General features: G+C 68.1%; 18 protein-coding genes and 4 tRNA genes. 18 read left to right on the top strand and 4 right to left on the bottom strand.

Translation table 11 applies throughout. The features are described 5' to 3' along the window. Window positions 1-23: 23 nt before the first annotated feature. From ACWGLC_RS05630 to ACWGLC_RS05620, 3 genes are all read right to left on the bottom strand, one after another. Window positions 24-95 (bottom strand) — tRNA-Val (locus ACWGLC_RS05630). A gap of 28 nt (window positions 96-123) precedes the next feature. Then, a tRNA-Cys gene (locus tag ACWGLC_RS05625) sits at window positions 124-197 on the bottom strand. 50 nt (window positions 198-247) lie between these two features. After that, window positions 248-320 (bottom strand) — tRNA-Gly (locus ACWGLC_RS05620). Between the two features lie 379 nt (window positions 321-699). Between ACWGLC_RS05620 and ACWGLC_RS05615 the strand changes: the two genes are divergently transcribed. Beyond that, window positions 700-774: transfer RNA gene (locus tag ACWGLC_RS05615), tRNA-Val, on the top strand. 84 nt (window positions 775-858) lie between these two features. On the opposite strand, the gene ACWGLC_RS05610 is transcribed toward ACWGLC_RS05615, so the two are convergent. Continuing rightward, window positions 859-1521, bottom strand: coding sequence for a DsbA family oxidoreductase (locus ACWGLC_RS05610; RefSeq protein ID WP_452098956.1), 663 nt, complete (start codon window positions 1519-1521; stop codon window positions 859-861). A gap of 156 nt (window positions 1522-1677) precedes the next feature. On the opposite strand from ACWGLC_RS05610, the gene thrS reads away from it, so the two are divergent. From thrS to ACWGLC_RS05525, 17 genes are all read left to right on the top strand, one after another. Beyond that, window positions 1678-3762, top strand: coding sequence for a threonine--tRNA ligase (gene thrS, locus ACWGLC_RS05605; protein WP_452099066.1), 2085 nt, complete (start codon window positions 1678-1680; stop codon window positions 3760-3762). Continuing rightward, window positions 3759-4340 carry an HIT family protein gene (locus tag ACWGLC_RS05600; protein WP_452098955.1) on the top strand — a complete coding sequence of 194 codons (582 nt, stop codon included), beginning with the start codon at window positions 3759-3761 and terminating at the stop codon, window positions 4338-4340. The genes thrS and ACWGLC_RS05600 overlap by 4 nt, the downstream gene beginning before the upstream one ends. A gap of 15 nt (window positions 4341-4355) precedes the next feature. Continuing rightward, window positions 4356-5000, top strand: coding sequence for a phosphatidylinositol phosphate synthase (gene pgsA, locus ACWGLC_RS05595; RefSeq protein ID WP_452098954.1), 645 nt, complete (start codon window positions 4356-4358; stop codon window positions 4998-5000). Further along, the gene (locus ACWGLC_RS05590) at window positions 4997-5905 is read left to right on the top strand and encodes a phosphatidylinositol mannoside acyltransferase (RefSeq protein ID WP_452098953.1); all 909 of its coding nucleotides are present in this window, start codon (window positions 4997-4999) and stop codon (window positions 5903-5905) included. The genes pgsA and ACWGLC_RS05590 overlap by 4 nt, the downstream gene beginning before the upstream one ends. A gap of 7 nt (window positions 5906-5912) precedes the next feature. Beyond that, on the top strand, window positions 5913-7028 hold the full coding sequence (locus ACWGLC_RS05585) for a glycosyltransferase family 4 protein (RefSeq protein WP_452098952.1): 1116 nt from the start codon (window positions 5913-5915) through the stop codon (window positions 7026-7028). Beyond that, the gene (locus ACWGLC_RS05580; RefSeq protein WP_452098951.1) at window positions 7018-7611 is read left to right on the top strand and encodes an NUDIX hydrolase; all 594 of its coding nucleotides are present in this window, start codon (window positions 7018-7020) and stop codon (window positions 7609-7611) included. The genes ACWGLC_RS05585 and ACWGLC_RS05580 overlap by 11 nt, the downstream gene beginning before the upstream one ends. 117 nt (window positions 7612-7728) lie before the next feature. Then, a complete protein-coding gene (pdxS, locus tag ACWGLC_RS05575; RefSeq protein ID WP_452098950.1) occupies window positions 7729-8628 on the top strand; it encodes a pyridoxal 5'-phosphate synthase lyase subunit PdxS in 900 nt (299 codons plus the stop codon). Window positions 8629-8871: 243 nt separating this feature from the next. Then, window positions 8872-9762 (top strand): acyl-CoA thioesterase, encoded by an 891-nt coding sequence (locus ACWGLC_RS05570; RefSeq protein WP_452098949.1) that lies wholly within the window; start codon window positions 8872-8874, stop codon window positions 9760-9762. Continuing rightward, on the top strand, window positions 9759-10373 hold the full coding sequence (gene pdxT / locus ACWGLC_RS05565; protein WP_452098948.1) for a pyridoxal 5'-phosphate synthase glutaminase subunit PdxT: 615 nt from the start codon (window positions 9759-9761) through the stop codon (window positions 10371-10373). The genes ACWGLC_RS05570 and pdxT overlap by 4 nt, the downstream gene beginning before the upstream one ends. Window positions 10374-10457: 84 nt before the next feature. Next, the gene (locus ACWGLC_RS05560) at window positions 10458-11210 is read left to right on the top strand and encodes a YebC/PmpR family DNA-binding transcriptional regulator (RefSeq protein WP_452098947.1); all 753 of its coding nucleotides are present in this window, start codon (window positions 10458-10460) and stop codon (window positions 11208-11210) included. A gap of 61 nt (window positions 11211-11271) precedes the next feature. Continuing rightward, the gene (gene ruvC, locus ACWGLC_RS05555; RefSeq protein ID WP_452098946.1) at window positions 11272-11931 is read left to right on the top strand and encodes a crossover junction endodeoxyribonuclease RuvC; all 660 of its coding nucleotides are present in this window, start codon (window positions 11272-11274) and stop codon (window positions 11929-11931) included. Further along, the gene (gene ruvA, locus ACWGLC_RS05550) at window positions 11928-12530 is read left to right on the top strand and encodes a Holliday junction branch migration protein RuvA (RefSeq protein ID WP_452098945.1); all 603 of its coding nucleotides are present in this window, start codon (window positions 11928-11930) and stop codon (window positions 12528-12530) included. The genes ruvC and ruvA overlap by 4 nt, the downstream gene beginning before the upstream one ends. Next, the gene (gene ruvB / locus ACWGLC_RS05545; protein WP_452098944.1) at window positions 12530-13618 is read left to right on the top strand and encodes a Holliday junction branch migration DNA helicase RuvB; all 1089 of its coding nucleotides are present in this window, start codon (window positions 12530-12532) and stop codon (window positions 13616-13618) included. The genes ruvA and ruvB overlap by 1 nt, the downstream gene beginning before the upstream one ends. 94 nt (window positions 13619-13712) lie before the next feature. Then, window positions 13713-14027 (top strand): preprotein translocase subunit YajC, encoded by a 315-nt coding sequence (yajC, locus tag ACWGLC_RS05540; protein ID WP_452098942.1) that lies wholly within the window; start codon window positions 13713-13715, stop codon window positions 14025-14027. Between the two features lie 78 nt (window positions 14028-14105). Further along, window positions 14106-15806 (top strand): protein translocase subunit SecD, encoded by a 1701-nt coding sequence (gene secD, locus ACWGLC_RS05535; protein WP_452098941.1) that lies wholly within the window; start codon window positions 14106-14108, stop codon window positions 15804-15806. Between the two features lie 11 nt (window positions 15807-15817). Then, on the top strand, window positions 15818-16864 hold the full coding sequence (gene secF / locus ACWGLC_RS05530) for a protein translocase subunit SecF (RefSeq protein ID WP_452099065.1): 1047 nt from the start codon (window positions 15818-15820) through the stop codon (window positions 16862-16864). Beyond that, window positions 16861-17418: an adenine phosphoribosyltransferase gene (locus ACWGLC_RS05525; protein WP_452098940.1), complete on the top strand. Its 558-nt coding sequence runs from the start codon at window positions 16861-16863 to the stop codon at window positions 17416-17418. The genes secF and ACWGLC_RS05525 overlap by 4 nt, the downstream gene beginning before the upstream one ends. Window positions 17419-17421: the final 3 nt, after the last annotated feature.

Raw genomic sequence — 17421 nt, 5'->3', positions numbered from 1 at the left:
CTGAGCCGGGGCGTTCTGTGCGGTGCGCGATACTGGGATTGAACCAGTGACCTCTTCCGTGTCAGGGAAGCGCTCTCCCGCTGAGCTAATCGCGCGGGTATCTCCTGCCGGATCACTCCGACGTGGAGGTGGAGACGGGAATCGAACCCGTGTTGACGGCTTTGCAGGCCGCTGCCTCACCACTCGGCCACTCCACCGCAAAAGGTATCGAGCCTGGTGAGGACAACCTGACTCCTCGATCCCTCCGAGCGGATGACGGGATTCGAACCCGCGACCCTCACCTTGGCAAGGTGATGCGCTACCAGCTGCGCCACATCCGCACTGCGTTCCGGTTCGCTGTAGGCGCTCCGGGCTGCGAGAAAGAACATTAGCCGACCCCGGATGAAGAACACAAATCGGGGGCCCGATATGGGGTGTGAACTGCAAAAACAGCAGATGTGCGCTGTTTTGTGGTCATGAACGCGTGGGTCTCCCGAAGGCCGGGGTGCGTGCGACGCTCGGTGCACTTCCACTACAGGCGTGGCGAGCGGCAGGCACCAGCCGTGGGCCCGTCGGAGGGCACGTACCGGGCGCCACGGGCCGGGCACCGGATGGGCTGCCGAACCCGGACAGTCGCGGCATCACGGGGTCGAATTGGGGTCCGGGATCACGCTTGCTACAGTGTTCGAGTGCCACGGCGGGAACGCCTCGACACAGTGCGGTCCTATAGCTCAGCGGAAGAGCGCTCCGTTCACACCGGAGAGGTCACTGGTTCGAACCCAGTTAGGACCACCACCCAAGTCACCGAACCCCTCCCGGTCAGCCCGGGAGGGGTTCGTCGGTTTCGCGGACTCGCTTTCGCCCGCCGCCTCCGTCAGGTCAGGACTCGTTGCCCGCCAGTGCCTGTTCGAGCGCCCGGGAGAACACCTCGACGGGCTGGGCCCCACTCACCGCGAGCCGACCGTCGAGGACGAAGAACGGCACGCCCCGCACGCCGATCTCGCGGGCGGTCTCGATGTCCTTCCGGACCTGATCGGCGTAGTCCTCTCCGCTGAGCAGGGCGTCGAGTTCGTCCGAGGGGAGCCCGGCCTCGATCCCGATACGTCGGAGGACATCCGGATCCGAAACCGCCAGTCCCGCGGTGAAGTGGGCGCGGCGCACTGCTTCGTCGACAACGTCCGAGCGGCCGTGCCGGCTGGCGAGCGCGGAGAGTCGATGGGCGTCGAACGTCGAACAGATCTGTGCAGACCGCCAGTCGAACTCCAAGCCGAGATCGCGAAAGCGTTCGGCCATCTGCTCCTGCCCGGTCTCCGCGTCGGCCAGTGGCGTCCCGTACTTGCGGGAGAGCATCTGCGCACTGCTCTCGCCCCGCTGGCCCGCCGTGAGTGTCGGCGACGCGGGGTCGAGTTCGTACGCACGCCACACCACCTCGACCGGAACGTCCGGGTGGCCGCCCCGGAACGACTCCAGCGCCTGCTCCAGGTGGCGTTTCCCGATCCAGCAGAAGGGGCAGATGACGTCGGACCAGATATCGATGCGCATGTCGGGTGCAACACCTCATGATGATCCGGGATTCCGTGACAGCCCGGGTAGCATGGACCGGCCCCGGTGCGTCCGCGTTCCGGGATGTCAGCCCGGGTGGCTCAAGCCGCCCGACGTCCACTGCCGAGGAGATCGCCCCCCGTGTCCGAGAACCGCATGCCGGAAGCCGATGTCGACGTGACGGGTGCGGCGACCGTGACCACCGTCATCCCGGCGGGGGAGCCGGCCGGGAAGATCCTCGCCGAGCGTGAGCTGCAGTCCAGGAGCGGCCCCGAGACAATCGTTGTGGTCCGGGATTCTGAGGGCGCGCTTCGCGACCTGTCCTGGGCGCCGGAGGCGGACACCGAGGTCGAACTGGTCCGCGCCGATTCCGAGGACGGCCGTTCGGTGATCCGCCACTCCTGTGCCCACGTGCTCGCGCAGGCCGTTCAGGACAAGTTCCCCGAGGCCAAGCTCGGCATCGGTCCGCCGATCGCGAACGGCTTCTATTACGACTTCGACGTGACCGAGCCGTTCACCCCCGAGGACCTCAAGGACCTCGAGAAGCGGATGAAGAAGATCATCAAGGCCGGCCAGCGCTTCTCCCGTCGTGAGTACACCTCGCTCGACGAGGCCCGCGCGGAGTTGGCCGGGGAGCCGTACAAGCTCGAGCTCGTCGAGGACAAAGGTCGCGCGGATGCCGGCGATTCCGAGGGAACCGAGGCCCTGGCGGATTCCGAGATCATGGAGGTCGGCGCCGGCGCGCTGACCGCCTACGACAACCTGAACCCGCGCACCGGTGAGGTCATCTGGTCGGACCTGTGCCGCGGCCCGCACACGCCCACCACCAAGTTCATCCCGGCGTTCACGCTCACCCGCTCATCGGCGGCCTACTGGCGCGGGGACCAGAGCAAGGCAGGCCTCCAGCGCATCTACGGCACCGCGTGGGAGAGCACCGAGGCGATGGACGCCTACCTCGACCGCCTCGCCGAGGCCGAGAAGCGCGACCACCGGCGGTTGGGCACGGAGCTGGATCTGTTCAGCTTCCCCGACGAGATCGGTTCGGGCTTCCCGGTGTTCCACCCGCGCGGCGGAATCATCCGCAACGAGATGGAGCAGCACTCCCTCAAGCGGCACCTCGCTGCGGGTTATTCGCTCGTCAACACCCCGCACATGACCAAGGGCGACCTGTTCCGCAAGTCCCAGCACCTGAGCTGGTACGCCGAGGGCATGTTCCCGCCCATGATCGTGGACGCGGAGTACGACGCGGACGGCAACGAGACCAAGCCGGGGCAGGACTACTACGTCAAGCCCATGAACTGCCCGATGCACAATCTCGTCTTCGACTCGCGGGGCCGTTCGTACCGCGAGCTGCCGCTGCGGATGTTCGAGTTCGGCACGGTGTACCGCTACGAGAAGTCCGGGGTGATCCACGGCCTGACCCGCGCCCGCGGATTCACGCAGGACGACGCCCACATCTACTGCACCGAGGAGCAGATGGAAGGCGAGATCGCCTCGGTGCTCTCGTTCATCATCTCCCTGCTGCGCGACTACGGGTTGGACGACTTCTATCTCGAGCTGTCCACCAAGGACCCCGAGAAGTACGTCGGCGGCGATGAGCTCTGGGAGCGGGCCACCGAGACCCTCGAGCGCGTGGCCACGAACTCCGGCCTCGAGCTCGTGCCGGATCCGGGCGGGGCGGCGTTCTACGGCCCCAAGATCTCGGTGCAGGCCCGCGACGCGATCGGCCGCACCTGGCAGATGTCGACGGTGCAGCTGGACTTCAACCTGCCGGAGCTGTTCGACCTGACCTACAACGCCGCCGACGGCACCAAGAAGCGCCCGGTGATGATCCACCGTGCGCTCTTCGGATCGATCGAGCGGTTCTTCGCGGTGCTGCTCGAGCACTACGCCGGACTGTTCCCGGCGTGGCTCGCGCCCGTGCAGGTGGTGGGCATCCCCGTCGCGGATGCGCACGAGAAGCACCTCGAGGACATCATCGACGAGCTGCGTGGCCGGGGAATCAGGGCCGAGCTGGACACCTCCGACGAGCGGATGCAGAAGAAGATCCGCAACCACACGACCGGCAAGGTGCCGTTCATGTTGCTGGCCGGCGACCGTGATGTCGAGGCCGGCGCAGTGAGTTTCCGGTTCCCGGATGGCACGCAGCTCAACGGAGTCTCGCGCAACGCCGCGATGGACAAGATCCAGCACTGGGTCTCGTCGCAGCGTAACGACGCCCCGACCGCGGAGCGGTTGTGACGGGCGGCGGTCCGGTATCCACCGGGACCTACCGCCAGTACGGCGTGGGCGAGGACCGTCTCCAGTTGCTGTGGACGCCCTACCGGATGTCCTACATCGCCGAGACCCGGCCGGAGCCCGCCGAGGGGATGACCGGGGAGCCGTTCCTGGATATTCCGCAAATGAGCGACGAGGACGGGTTGGTGGTCGCCCGGGGCGAGCACGTGTACGTCGTCCTGAACCTGTACCCGTACAACCCGGGGCACTCGATGGTGGTGCCGTACCGCAAGGTGGCTGACCTGGAGGACCTCGACGACGACGAGGCCCGCGAGCTCATGTCGTTCACCCAGCATCTGCTCCGCGTCATCAAGGCCGTGTCGAATCCGGACTCGTTCAACGTGGGGCTGAATCTCGGCAGCGCCGCCGGGGGCTCGCTCTCCGAACACCTGCATCAACATGTCGTGCCACGATGGATCGGCGACGCCAACTTCATCACCGTGACCGGTGGTACGAAGGTGTTGCCGCAGTTGCTCAAGCAGACCCGTCAGCTGCTCGCTGACGCGTGGACCACGACGCCTTCCGGGCCCGGCCACACCTGAGAAGCGGGGAGAAGAATGCTCAGCGAGTACGGACGGTCCGGGGTGACGAAGGTGGCGCACCCCGTCGCCGCCTTCCTGGTACGCATCGGCGTTACGGCCAACGGGATCACGCTCACGGGCCTGGTCCTGACCTGCGCTGCGGCGGTGGGGTTCTTCGGCACCGGCCATCTGTTCGCGGGCGCGATCGTGATCGGCCTATGCACCCTGTTCGATCTGGTCGACGGGGCCGTCGCGCGGGCCGGCGACGGCGGCTCGCCGTACGGCGCGCTCGTCGACGCGGTGTCCGACCGGGTGGCGGACGGCGTGATCCTCGGTGCCCTCGTGTGGTGGGTCGTCGACACCGAGCCGACCAACCGGTTCGCCCTGGTCATGCTGCTGGCCTGCATGGTCCTGTCTCAGGTGGTCTCGTACTCCAAGGCCCGGGCGGATGCGGGCGACCTGCGCACCCCGGGCGGGCTGATGGAACGGGCGGACCGGCTGGTGATCGTCCTCGTCGGCGCAGGGCTCGAGGGACTCGGCGTCCCGTGGGCCCTCGAGGTGGCGGTCACGGTGGTCGCGCTGGGCAGCCTCATCACGGTCATCCAGCGTGTCCTGGGTGGCCGTGCCGACTACCTGTCCCGGGTGGCGGACAAGGGCGCGGCCTCGGTCGGTGACCGATGAGCCGGGTGGGCCAGACGCTCTCCGATTACGGTTATGCCGCCGGCTGGGCGGTCGTCCGGGCTCTGCCGGAGGGGCTCTCCCGAGGGCTGTTCCGCGCGGGCGCGGATCTCGCGGCTCGCCGGCAGCGCCCCGATTCGCAGTTGCGCAAGAACCTCGCCCGCGTCCTCGGCGTACCCCCCGCCGACGTCCCGGACGAGCTGATCCGGGACTCGATGCGGTCCTACGCTCGTTATTGGCGTGAGGCGTTCCGACTGCCGTCCATGGACCGTGAGGCGGTGGCGCAGGAGATGGACCGAACCATCTCCGGTGTGGAGCACATCGACGACGCCCTCGCTCTCGGGCGAGGGGTCGTGGTGGCACTTCCGCACGCGGCGAACTGGGATCTCGGTGGTACGTGGCTGGCTCGCCGCTACGGCGGATTCGCCACAGTCGCTGAGAGGCTCAAGCCGGAGTCGCTCTACCAGCGATTCCTGGAGTATCGGGAGGGTTTGGGCTTCACCATCTATCCGCATTCCGGGGGGCCAGTTCCGCCTCTCGAGGCGCTGAAGGCGTACCTCGCCGAGGGCGGGATCGTGTGTCTTCCCGGCGAACGGGATCTACGGCACACCGGCGTACCCGTGACGTTCTTCGGCGAGGAGACCCGGATGCCCGCGGGAGCTGCCAAACTCGCTGTGGAGACCGGAGCCCCGCTGCTAGTGGCCCACTTCTGGTACGAGGACGAGGACACGATGCGCGTGCGGATCACCCCGCCGATCGACGTGTCCGGGGGAGTCGAGGCGGGCGTGCAGGCCATGGCGGACACGTTCGCCGAGGGAATCGCGCTCCACCCCGCGGACTGGCACATGCTCCAGCCGCTGTGGCTCGACGACCTGTCGGCCGAGCGTCGAGAAAAGCTCGAGGGCTGATCCGACCGTGCGCATCGGCATGATCTGCCCGTATTCGTTCGACGCGCCCGGTGGCGTCCAGGCCCACGTGGTGGACCTGTCCCAGGAGCTTCGCCGCCGCGGGCACGACGTCCGGATCCTCGCACCGGGTCGGCCGGAGAACGCCCCTGCCCCCGGGATGACACTCACAGGGCCCGGGGTGGCGATCCCGTACAACGGCTCGGTGGCACGCCTGAGCTTCGGCCCGGCGTCGTGGCGGGCGACCCGCAACTGGCTGCGCGAGGCACCGCTGGACGTGCTGCACATCCACGAACCCAACGCGCCCGGGGTCGGGATGTTCGCCCTGGCCATGGCCTCGGGCCCCATCACCGCCACGTTCCACACCTCCACCACCAGTTCGATGATCCTCGAGGCCTCCGACGCGGTGCTCGCGCCGCTGCTGGAGAAGGTCCGCGGACGGATCGCGGTCTCGGCACTGGCCCGGCGCTGGCAGATCGAGGCGCTCGGCTCGGACGCGGTCGAGATCCCCAACGGTGTCGATGTGGGCGCCTTCGCCGGGGTCGACGCGTCGGCGGAGTACGCAAACGTGCCCACCATCGCATTCCTCGGCCGCTACGACGAGCCCAGAAAGGGCATGGACGTCCTGGTCGCCGCGCTGCCGAATGTTCTCGACTCGGTTCCAGACCTGCGTCTGCGCGTCATGGGGGACGGGGACGAGAAGGCGTTACGGGAACGCCTTCCCCGAGGTATGTCCGTGGACTTCCTCGGTCGCGTGGACGACGCCCGTAAGGCCGCGGTCCTGGCCGCCGCCGACGTCTACTGCGCACCCAACCTCGGCGGGGAGAGCTTCGGGATCGTTCTCGTCGAGGCCATGGCGGCCGGTACCGCGGTCGTGGCATCCGACCTCGACGCGTTTCGCCGGGTCCTGCGGGACGGCGGATGCGGTGAGCTCGCGACCGTCGGCGACCCGGAAGCCCTCGGGGAGGCCCTGACGCGCGTGCTGGTCGACGACGACCGCCGCGCGGACCTGCGTGCGCAGGGCAGCGTCGCTGTGCGGGACTACGACTGGCCTGTCGTCGCGGACAGGGTGATCCGGGTGTACGAGACGATCCGCGGGCCGGGGGAGACGATCCGTGTCCGTTGAGCTCGTGGTGCTTCTCGTCGTCGTCGCCGTCCTCGTCCTCGCCGCATTGCTCGGCGCCTACCTGACCGCGCACCGCCTGGACCGTCTCCATATCCGCACCGACCTCGCGCGGGCGTCTCTCATCGGGGTCCTCGAACGCCGTCACACCGTCGGTGCGGCTGTCGCGCGGGACCTCGCGGCCCGGGACCCGGCCGGCGCGGAGCGGTTGACCCGAGCACTGGCGGACGCGCGCTCGCACCTCCCGGGCGAGGTGGTCGGCGTCGATCCCGCCCCGGCTCCCGACCGCCGACGCCCGGCACGTGACGACGACCTCGTCGGCTCCTCGCCAGATGCCGAGCTGGCGGAGAACAGACTCGGCGTGATCCTCGCGGGGCTCGAGACGGCCGCGCTGCCCGACGACCTGGAAGCCGAGATCGACGACGTCACCGACCGCGTCGCGATGGCGCGGCGCTTCTACAACGACGCGGTCCGGGACACACGGAGCCTGCGCGAGCAGACCCTCGTCCGGTTGCTCCGGCTCGCCGGTCACGCGCCGATGCCCGACTATGTGGAACTGGTCGATGCACCGGCACCAGTGGGGTGAGGCGAGGCGGCCGGGTCAACCAGCGGGAGCCGGCCAGGGCGGCGGTTGGAGAGTCCGGGTGAGGGCAACCTACACTGGACGTCTATCACACGTCGTCTGAGCCAGGAAGGCCTATTCGTGAGCGAGTCGAGCGAGAACACCACCGGAACCGCACGCGTCAAGCGGGGCATGGCCGAGATGCTCAAGGGCGGCGTCATCATGGACGTCGTCACCGCCGAGCAGGCCAAGATCGCCGAGGACGCCGGCGCGGTGGCCGTCATGGCCCTCGAGCGTGTTCCCGCCGACATCCGCGCCCAGGGTGGCGTGGCGCGGATGAGCGACCCCGACCTGATCGACGGCATCATCGAGGCCGTCTCCATCCCGGTCATGGCCAAGGCCCGCATCGGCCACTTCGTCGAGGCGCAGGTCCTGCAGGCGCTCGGCGTGGACTTCGTCGACGAGTCCGAGGTACTGACCCCGGCCGACTACACCAACCACATCGACAAGTTCGACTTCGAGGTGCCGTTCGTCTGTGGCGCCACCAACCTCGGCGAGGCACTGCGTCGCATCACCGAGGGCGCGGCCATGATCCGCTCCAAGGGCGAGGCCGGTACCGGTGACGTCTCCAACGCCACCACCCACATGCGCACCATCCGCGGTGAGATCCGCCGGCTGCAGTCGCTGCCCGCCGACGAGCTGTACGTGGCCGCCAAGGAGCTCCAGGCGCCGTACGAGCTCGTCAAGGAGGTCGCCGAGACCGGCAAGCTGCCCGTGGTGCTGTTCACCGCCGGCGGTATCGCCACCCCGGCCGATGCCGCGATGATGATGCAGCTCGGCGCCGAGGGTGTGTTCGTGGGCTCCGGCATCTTCAAGTCCGGCAACCCCTCCGAGCGGGCGAAGGCCATCGTCAAGGCCACCACCTCCTTCGATGATCCGAAGGTGCTCGCCGACATCTCGCGTGGTCTCGGTGAGGCCATGGTCGGCATCAACGTCGACGAGATCCCCGAGCCGCACCGGCTCGCCGAGCGCGGCTGGTGATCAGCTCCGGCTGAGTGTGCGCGCAGAACCACCCCGGTGGCTCCGAATCCAGGAGCCACCGGGGTGATCTCGTCTCCGGGACACACGTGACCGCGGTGCGTACCCGCAGCGCTAGGATCTGTCCATGCATGCAGCCCCCCTGTGGACCCTGCCCCGGGTCCGGTCCCGTCGCCCGGCGGCGGGCTCGCGATCGACCGTCCGCCCGAACCGCGCCGGCTCCCCGGGAAGCGCGGGTGAGCGGTCGTGAACAAGATCGAGGACATCCTCGACATCGAGCGCATCGACCGCGACCTCTACCGGGGCCCGGCGATCACCACGAACCTCCAACGCACCTTCGGCGGGCAGGTGGCAGGACAGACCCTGACCGCGGCGGTCCGCACCGTCGAAGACGACAAGCACGTCCACTCACTCCACGGATACTTCATCCGGCCCGGCATCCCCGACGTTCCCACCGTCTTCCAGGTGGACCGCCTACGGGACGGCCGCAGCTTCGCCACCAGGCGGGTCACCGCGATCCAGGAGGGCGAGCCCATCTTCTCGATGTCGGCGTCGTTCCACCTCGTCGCCCAGGAAGGCATCGAGCACCAGGATTCGATGCCGCGGGTGATCGATCCCGAGGAGATCGCCGTTCCGACGATCGAGGATCTCGACGAGACCCATCGGGTGTTCGTCGAGGAGTGGGCGCAGTGGGACATCCGCATCGTGCCGCGGGACCGCATGGAGACCCTCTCGTCGCTGGCCGCCCAGCAGCGGGTCTGGTTCCGCTGCGTCGACACACTGCCCGACGACCCCAACTTCCACGTGTGCACCCTGGCGTACATGTCCGACATGACCCTTCTGGGCTCCGCCAAGATCCCGCACCCCGGCGAACCCACCCAGGACGCGTCCCTCGACCACGCCATGTGGTTCATGCGTCCCTTCCGCGCGGATGACTGGCTGCTCTACGACCAGACGTCCCCCTCCGCCTCCGGCGGGCGCACGCTCACCCAGGGCCGCATCTTCGACCGTCAGGGACGCCTTGTCGCTGCGGTCACCCAGGAAGGGCTGTCCCGCCGCCTCCGGCCGGGCGCCCAGTCATTCCCGGTCGATCTGTCCCGCGGGAAGGGGTCGGACGGCCCGGCCTCCGGCGAATGAGCCGGCCCGCACCGACGATCGGGGTGCTCGCCCTCCAGGGCGCCGTGATCGAGCACATCCGCCATCTCGAGGAGGTCGGCGCCCGCGCGATCTTGGTCCGGAAGCAGTCGGAGCTCGACGCCGTCGACGGCCTCGTCCTGCCGGGTGGCGAGTCGACCACCATGAGCCGACTGCTCGACGTGTACCAGATGTATGAACCGGTGGCCGAGAGGATCGGCGCCGGGATGCCCGTATACGGGTCGTGCGCCGGAATGATCCTGCTCGCCTCGCACGTCGTGGACACCCGCGCCGACGCCACCTGGTTCTCGGCCATCGACATGACCGTCCGGCGGAACGCCTTCGGCCGCCAGGTGGATTCCTTCGAGGCCGACCTCGTCGTCGACCCCCTCGGGCCGGAACCACTGCGGACGGTGTTCATCCGTGCCCCGTGGGTCGAGACCATCGGCCCCGGCGTCGAGGTACTCGCCCGGGTCCGGGCGTCCGATGGACGCGACCACGCGGTCGCGGTGCGTCAGGGCAACGCGCTGGCCACCTCGTTCCACCCCGAGGTCACCGACGACGTTCGGGTACACAGGTACTTCCTCGACATGGTACGGGCCGCGACCTCGTAGACTGGGCGGTCAGCGAGACCTCGCGCCGGAGCCCGCGGACATGCGGGCCCCGGACCCAGACACCCCCGGAGGGCGGAGAAACACATGGCAGGCCATTCCAAGTGGGCCACCACCAAGCACAAGAAGGCGGCGATCGACGCCAAGCGCGGCAAGCTCTTCGCCAAGCTGGTCAAGAACATCGAGGTGGCGGCCCGCACCGGCGGGGGCGACCCGACCGGCAACCCGACTCTCTTCGACGCCATCCAGAAGGCGAAGAAGAACTCCGTCCCGGCGGACAACGTCGAGCGCGCCCGCAAGCGCGGCGCCGGCGAGGAGGCGGGCGGCGCCGAGTGGGAGACCATCATGTACGAGGGCTACGGCCCGAACGGCGTGGCCATGCTCATCGAGTGTCTGACGGACAACCGCAACCGCGCCGCGGGAGAGGTGCGCGTCGCCATGACCCGCAACGGCGGCAACCTGGCCGATCCCGGCTCGGTCGCGTACCTGTTCGCGCGCAAGGGCGAGATCGTGCTGGACAAAGCCGAGCTGACCGAGGACGACGTGCTCATGGCGGTCCTCGAGGCCGGCGCCGAGGAGGTCAACGACCTCGGGGAGCAGTGGGAAGTGGTCTGCGAGCCCACCGACCTCGTCCAGGTGCGTACCGCTCTCCAGGACGCGGGAATCGACTACGAGTCGGCCGAGTCCGGTTTCCGGGCTTCGGTGGAGGTGACCGTCGACGCCGACGGCGCCGGCAAGGTGTTCAGGCTCATCGACGCGCTCGAGGACTCGGACGACGTCCAGAACGTCTTCACCAACATCGACGTCCCCGACGACGTGCTGGCGGCCCTCGACGCCTGACGGCCGTGCCGCTGGTAGGGTCTCGAACGTAGGTTCTACCGCCGGTCGTGGAGGGGGCGCTATGCGCGTCATGGGTGTGGACCCGGGGCTGACCCGGTGCGGTCTCGCGCTGATCGAGACCGCACCGGGTCGGGCTGTCACCGCATTGGACGTGGACGTGGTGCGGACGACCGCGGACGAGCCGCTCGAGCGGCGGTTGCGGGCGGTGCACACGGTCGCCGACGAGTGGATGGACGTCCACGAGCCGGACGTCGTGGCGATCGAGAGGGTCTTCGCACAGAACCAGGTGTCCACGGCGATGGGCACCGCGCAGGCCGCCGGCGTGGTCGCGCTCGCCGCCGCCTACCGGGACATCCCGGTGGCATTCCACACACCGTCGGAGGTCAAGGCCGCCATCACCGGAAGTGGGCGCGCGGACAAGAAGCAGATGACGCTGATGATCACCCGGATCCTGGGACTGCAGAAGCCGCCCAGTCCGGCCGACGCGGCGGACGCGCTCGCGTTGGCCGTATGCCACAGTTGGCGGGCTCCGATGCAGGGCCGTGTCGCCTCGCTGGACGCGCAGGTGGCGCGGTCCCGCGCAGGTTTCGAGGCGAAGGTCGCGGTGGCGCGTGAGTCGGCCGCGTCGCGGGGGATCCGGGGCCGGGGATCCGCCGCGGACCAGGAACGTGCCCGGGCAGCCGCCCGGGGGATGGCTCGAACGAAGGGAGTCCGCTGGTGATCGCCTCGATCCGGGGAACGGTGGCCGAGATCGGTCTGGATCGCTGTGTCGTGGAGACCGGCGGGGTCGGGGTCCTGGTGCACGCGACACCGGCGGCGCTCGCCGGGTTGCGCCGCGGTTCGGAGGGCATGCTCCACACCGAACTCGTGGTGCGGGAGGACTCGCTGACGCTCTACGGGTTCGACTCGGTGGAGGCCAGGGGACTGTTCCTCACTGTTCAGACCGTGTCCGGCGTGGGGCCGCGACTGGCGCTGGCGATCCTGGCCACTCTCGAGCCGCACGAGTTGATCCGCGCGCTCGGCTCCGGTGATGTCAAGGCGCTCACCCGCGTCCCGGGCGTCGGCAAACGCACAGCGGAACGCATGGTTCTCGAACTCAAGGACAAGGTGGGGCCGCTTCCCGGCGAGGCGGGCGCGGCTTCGGCCGACGGCAGCGGTGGCGCGGTCCCCGCCGCGACCGAGGTGGCCGAGGCGCTGGAAGGGCTGGGGTTCTCCGCCGCAGAGGCGGACAAGACCGCCACCGCGGTGTTGGCCTCCGATCCGGGTCTGGGTCCTGCAGAAGCCCTCCGGATGGCGCTCAAGTCGCTCGGGAAACGCTGATGACGGGTCCCTTCGAGGAATCGGGTGGCGAGCCGGAGTCCGGGCTCACTGCTGCACTCACCCCGTTCGACACGGATGTCGAGGGGGCGTTGCGCCCGCGAAACCTCGGCGAGTTCATCGGCCAGGAGACGGTCCGGGAGCAGCTGGACCTGGTCTTGACCGCCGCTACCCGGCGTGGGGTCGTACCGGATCATCTGCTGTTCTCCGGCCCGCCCGGCCTGGGCAAGACGAGCCTGGCGATGATCGTCGCCGCGGAGCTCGGCGGCTCACTCCGCATCACCTCGGGCCCCGCGTTGGAACGTCCCGGGGATCTCGCGGCCATGCTCTCGAACCTCATCGAGGGCGACGTGCTGTTCATCGACGAGATCCATCGGATCGCCCGGCCCGCGGAAGAGATGTTGTATCTCGCGATGGAGGATTTTCGGATCGACATCATGGTGGGAAAGGGGCCGGGCGCCACCTCGATTCCTCTCGAGATCGCGCCGTTCACCCTCGTCGGTGCCACCACCAGGTCCGGCGCACTGACCGGGCCGCTTCGAGACCGGTTCGGTTTCACCGCACACATGGACTTCTACACCGATCAGGATCTGGCGCGGATCGTGACGCGGGCCGCTGACATCCTGACCATCCCGGTCGACCCCGATGCGGCGCTCGAGGTGGCCGGCAGGTCGCGGGGCACACCGCGAATCGCCAATCGTCTGTTGCGGCGAGTCCGGGATTTCGCCGAGGTGCGGGCCGACGGCCGGATCACCGTCCCGGTCGCCCGCGCGGCACTGGAGGTCTACGAAGTCGACCAACTGGGGCTCGACAGGTTGGACAGGGCCGTACTGCGAGCCCTGCTGGTCCAACACGAGGGCGGCCCGGTCGGACTGAGCACACTGGCCGTAGCCGTCGGTGAGGAAGCCACCACGCTGGAAGAGGTGTGTGAACCGTTTCTCGTGCGGGCCGGCCTTCTCGCGCGCACGCCACGAGGCCGGGTGGCAACGGCGGCGGCGTGGGACCACATGGGCATGACGCGTCCGGAACGGGGGAGTGGGCAGCCCATGCTCCGTATGGAGGTCGACGGGGGACCCGACTCGGCACGGTGAGCCCCCGGCTGGCATCCTCGGACGAGACCGTCCGCCATCCGGACCACAATTGACAGGGCCTGCAGCAGCGCTGGGTCCGTACCAGGAGGACCCCATGGGACTTGAACTGCTTCTGCCGTTGATGATCGTCGTGCTGATCGTGCTCATGTTCCTGCAGAGTTCCAAACAGCGGAAGGCGATGAAGGCACTCCGCGAGATGCAGGACTCCCTCACGGTTGGTGACCGGGTGCTCACGACCTCCGGCGTCCACGCGACGATCGCGTCGATCGACGAGGAGACCGTCGGGCTCGAGATCGCACCCGGCGTCAAGACCGTCTGGGACCGGCGAGTGATCCGGGAGAAGCTCGACACCGCCGGATCCACGGATACCGGGACAGATTCCGGATCGGACGACTCGAGTTCTCTGTAAGGCCCTACCCGGAAGTAGGGTGATAGGGCCGTCCGGTCCGCTGTCGGCCACCGAGTCACCTACGCAAGGAAGTTCCCCGTGACACCAGTACGTCCCCGGCGCGCGGACGCGAGACCGAGGCCATGGCGGTTACTCGCCATCTTCTTCCTGGCTCTGTTCATCATCTTCGTCGCCTCATTCGCGGTGGCGGACCGGGGGCTCTCCCCGAAACTGGGGATCGATCTCCAGGGCGGGACGCGCGTGACGCTGATCCCCAAGGGACAGCCGGCTGAGGCTGATCTCCAGCTCGCGCAGGAGATCATCCGAGACCGCGTCGACGGTTTGGGCGTCGCCGGAACCTCCGTGGTGATCGAGGGCAGCAACATCGTGCTCACCGTTCCCGGGGAGGACTCCAGCCAGGCCCGAGACCTCGGAACCACCTCGCAGCTGACCATTCGACCGGTCATCCAGTTCCAGCCCGTTGAGCCGGGCGATCGTGAACCGGTGCCCGCAGCGAAGGGGGACAGCGAGGCGGTGGCCCAGGAGGTCGCCGAGGCTCGCGAGGTGCGGCAGGGCGACCCCCAGGAGCTCACCGAGTCGCTCGCCACGTTCCGCTGTCCGGAGCGGGATGTCCTCGCGGGTTTCGATGATCCTGCGCAGGCGTTGATCGCGTGTGGGGAGACCGGGAAGTACGTACTCGGTCCGGTGCCGCTACTCGTCGGAGAGCCCGACGACGGCAAACGCCTGGACGGGCAGCAGATCGTCAAAGACTCCGTCAGCTCCGGGTTCAGTCAGCAGGCGGGAAAAAACGAGGTCTCCTTCCGGTTCAACGCCGGCCCGGGCGAGCAGGGAAGCGCCACCTGGTCGCGTCTGACCCAGGAGAACCTGCAGAAGCAGATCGCGATCCTCCTCGACGGCGAGGTGATCAGCGCCCCGGTCGTCCAGAGCGTGACCCCGGTCGGTTCGGCAACCTCGATCACCGGCGAGTTCTCGACCGACGAGGCGTCGACGCTCGCCGGCAACCTCCGGTACGGCGCCCTCCCGATCTCTTTCGAGGACCCGAACGTCGACAACGTGCCGGCCTCGCTCGGCCTGGCCTCGCTCGAGGCGGGGCTTCTCGCCGGCGCGATCGGGTTCCTCCTCGTGCTCATCTACTCGGCCGTGTTCTACCGGTTGCTCGGCGTGCTCGCGTTCATCTCGCTGGCCCTGTCCTTCCTCCTCACCTACGGGATGTTGGTCTTCCTCGGATACACGGTCGACTACAGCCTCGACCTCGCCGGCATCGCCGGACTCGTGATCGGCATCGGTATGACCGCCGACTCCTACGTCGTGTTCTTCGAGCGCATCAAGGACGAACTCCGGGACGGACACAGATTCAGATCGGCCGTTCCGAGAGCATGGAAGAGCGCGAGCCGGACGATCGTCACCGGAAACATGGTCAGCCTCATCGGCGCGGTGGTCCTCTACCTGCTTGCCAGCGGCGAGGTGCGCGGGTTCGCGTTCACTCTGGGTCTGACGACCGTCATGGATGTGTTCGTGGCCTTCACCGTGACGTGGCCGTTGGTCTACCTGGCCTCGACCAAGGACGTCTTCTCCAAGCCCTGGGCCAACGGTATGGGTCGCATGGCGAACCTGCAGGCCGCCGCCGCTGAACGGCGGCGTATCGAGCGTCGCGAGGAGAAGAAGGCCGAGCAGACCCGTGGACGGGGCGTCACCGCCACGATCCAGGGACCCGACGGGGCCATGGCCACCGGAACCCCGGGCCGTCCCGGCACCGAAGACGAGGAGGAGCGCCGATGAGCACGTCCACCATGGCCACGCCCGGCGACGGCGCCCCGGCAGAGCATGACTCGAATGACAGTCTGTTCAACCGTCTCTACACGGGCACCGGTGCGTTCGAGGTGGTCGGTAACCGTCGTAGGTTCTACGTCCTCACCCTGGTGATCGTCGCGGTCTGTCTCGCGAGCATCCTGCTACGTGGTTTCAGCTTCGGCATCGACTTCGCCGGCGGCACGAAACTCACCATGCCCGCCGGCGAGATCGACAAGGACCGCGTCGCCGCGGTGGTCGAGGAATCGTTGGGCGAAGAGCCCGAGATGGTGCAGATCGTCGGCACGGGCAATGCACGGATCGTCGAGGTGGAAACCCGCTTCCTGACCACGGACGAGATCGCGGCCACCAAGAACGCGATGTTCGAGGAGTTCCAGCCCGTCACCGCGGCCGGCGAGACGTCGGTGGAGGCCATCGGCGATTCCGCGCGTAGCGAGAGCTGGGGCGGCCAGGTCACCCAGAAGGCCCTGATCGCGCTTGCCGTGTTCCTCGTGATCGTCTTCGGTTACATCGCTTTCCGATTCGAGTGGCAGATGGCGACGGCCGCGATCGTGGCCCTGCTCTTCGACATGATCACCACTGCGGGGATCTACTCGATCGTCGGATTCGAGGTAACTCCCGCCACCGTGATTGGATTGCTGACGATCCTCGGATTCTCCCTGTATGACACGGTGATCGTCTTCGACAAGGTCGAGGAGAACACCCGCGGGCTCAAACACACCGCTAGTCGCACGTATGCCGAAGAAGCGAACCTCGGTGTCAACCAGACACTCATGCGGTCCATTCACACCACCGTCATCGGCATCCTTCCGCTCCTGTCGCTCGTCATCATCGCGGTGTGGATCCTGGGCGTGGGCACCCTCATGGATCTGGCGATCGTGCAGATGGTCGGTATCGTGACCGGTACCTTCTCGTCGGTATTCCTCGCGACACCGCTCCTGGTGACGCTCAAGCAACGCGACCCCGAGATCAAGCGCCAGACGACGAAGGTACTGGCCCGACGTGAAAAGGCGGAAGCGCTCGCATGACCGAGTCCCCCCTGACAACTGTCTCCCCGGCGATCAGTTCAGCTGTTGAACGTCTGATGCGCCGCGTCGAGGACTTTCCCTCCGCCGGCGTCCAGTTCTGTGACCTCACCCCGGTCCTCGCGGATTCCGAGGGTTTCGACGCGGTCGTGCGTGGGCTGGCCGCAGGACACGAGGTCGGATCCATCGATTATGTCGCGGGGCTGGACGCGCGAGGCTTCCTTCTCGCCGGTGCGGTGGCCATACGTCTGCACACCGGTGTGCTCGCGATACGGAAGGCCGGGAAGCTACCCCCGCCGGTGCATTCGCGGTCCTACGAGCTCGAGTACGGGGCTGCGACCCTCGAACTGCCCGCTGACGGCCTCGACCTCAGCGGTAAGCGCGTTCTCGTCGTCGACGATGTGCTGGCGACCGGAGGAACGCTCAGCGCGGCAGTCGGTCTGCTGGACGACTGCGGCGCGATCGTCGCCGGTCTCTCCGTCGTTCTCGAGGTCCCGGGTCTCGGGGGTCGGGATAGACTGGCCGACACATCGCTGACCTGCCTCACGGTCGCGTAACAC

This window comes from Dietzia sp. NPDC055877 (genome assembly GCF_053615975.1).
The sequence above is the reverse complement of the archived record's forward strand: the minus strand, read 5'-3'. Positions and strand labels throughout refer to the sequence as shown.

Bases quoted from the DNA above. Each gene is read 5' to 3' on its own strand.
- ACWGLC_RS05525 (WP_452098940.1), top strand. From the start codon at position 16,861: ATGACCGAGTCCCCCCTGACAACTGTCTCCCCGGCGATCAGTTCAGCT.
- secF (WP_452099065.1), top strand. From the start codon at position 15,818: ATGGCCACGCCCGGCGACGGCGCCCCGGCAGAGCATGACTCGAATGAC.
- pgsA (WP_452098954.1), top strand. From the start codon at position 4,356: ATGCTCAGCGAGTACGGACGGTCCGGGGTGACGAAGGTGGCGCACCCC.
- yajC (WP_452098942.1), top strand. From the start codon at position 13,713: ATGGGACTTGAACTGCTTCTGCCGTTGATGATCGTCGTGCTGATCGTG.
- ruvB (WP_452098944.1), top strand. From the start codon at position 12,530: ATGACGGGTCCCTTCGAGGAATCGGGTGGCGAGCCGGAGTCCGGGCTC.
- ACWGLC_RS05610 (WP_452098956.1), bottom strand. From the start codon at position 1,521: ATGCGCATCGATATCTGGTCCGACGTCATCTGCCCCTTCTGCTGGATC.
- pdxT (WP_452098948.1), top strand. From the start codon at position 9,759: ATGAGCCGGCCCGCACCGACGATCGGGGTGCTCGCCCTCCAGGGCGCC.
- ruvC (WP_452098946.1), top strand. From the start codon at position 11,272: ATGCGCGTCATGGGTGTGGACCCGGGGCTGACCCGGTGCGGTCTCGCG.
- thrS (WP_452099066.1), top strand. From the start codon at position 1,678: ATGCCGGAAGCCGATGTCGACGTGACGGGTGCGGCGACCGTGACCACC.
- ACWGLC_RS05590 (WP_452098953.1), top strand. From the start codon at position 4,997: ATGAGCCGGGTGGGCCAGACGCTCTCCGATTACGGTTATGCCGCCGGC.
- ACWGLC_RS05560 (WP_452098947.1), top strand. From the start codon at position 10,458: ATGGCAGGCCATTCCAAGTGGGCCACCACCAAGCACAAGAAGGCGGCG.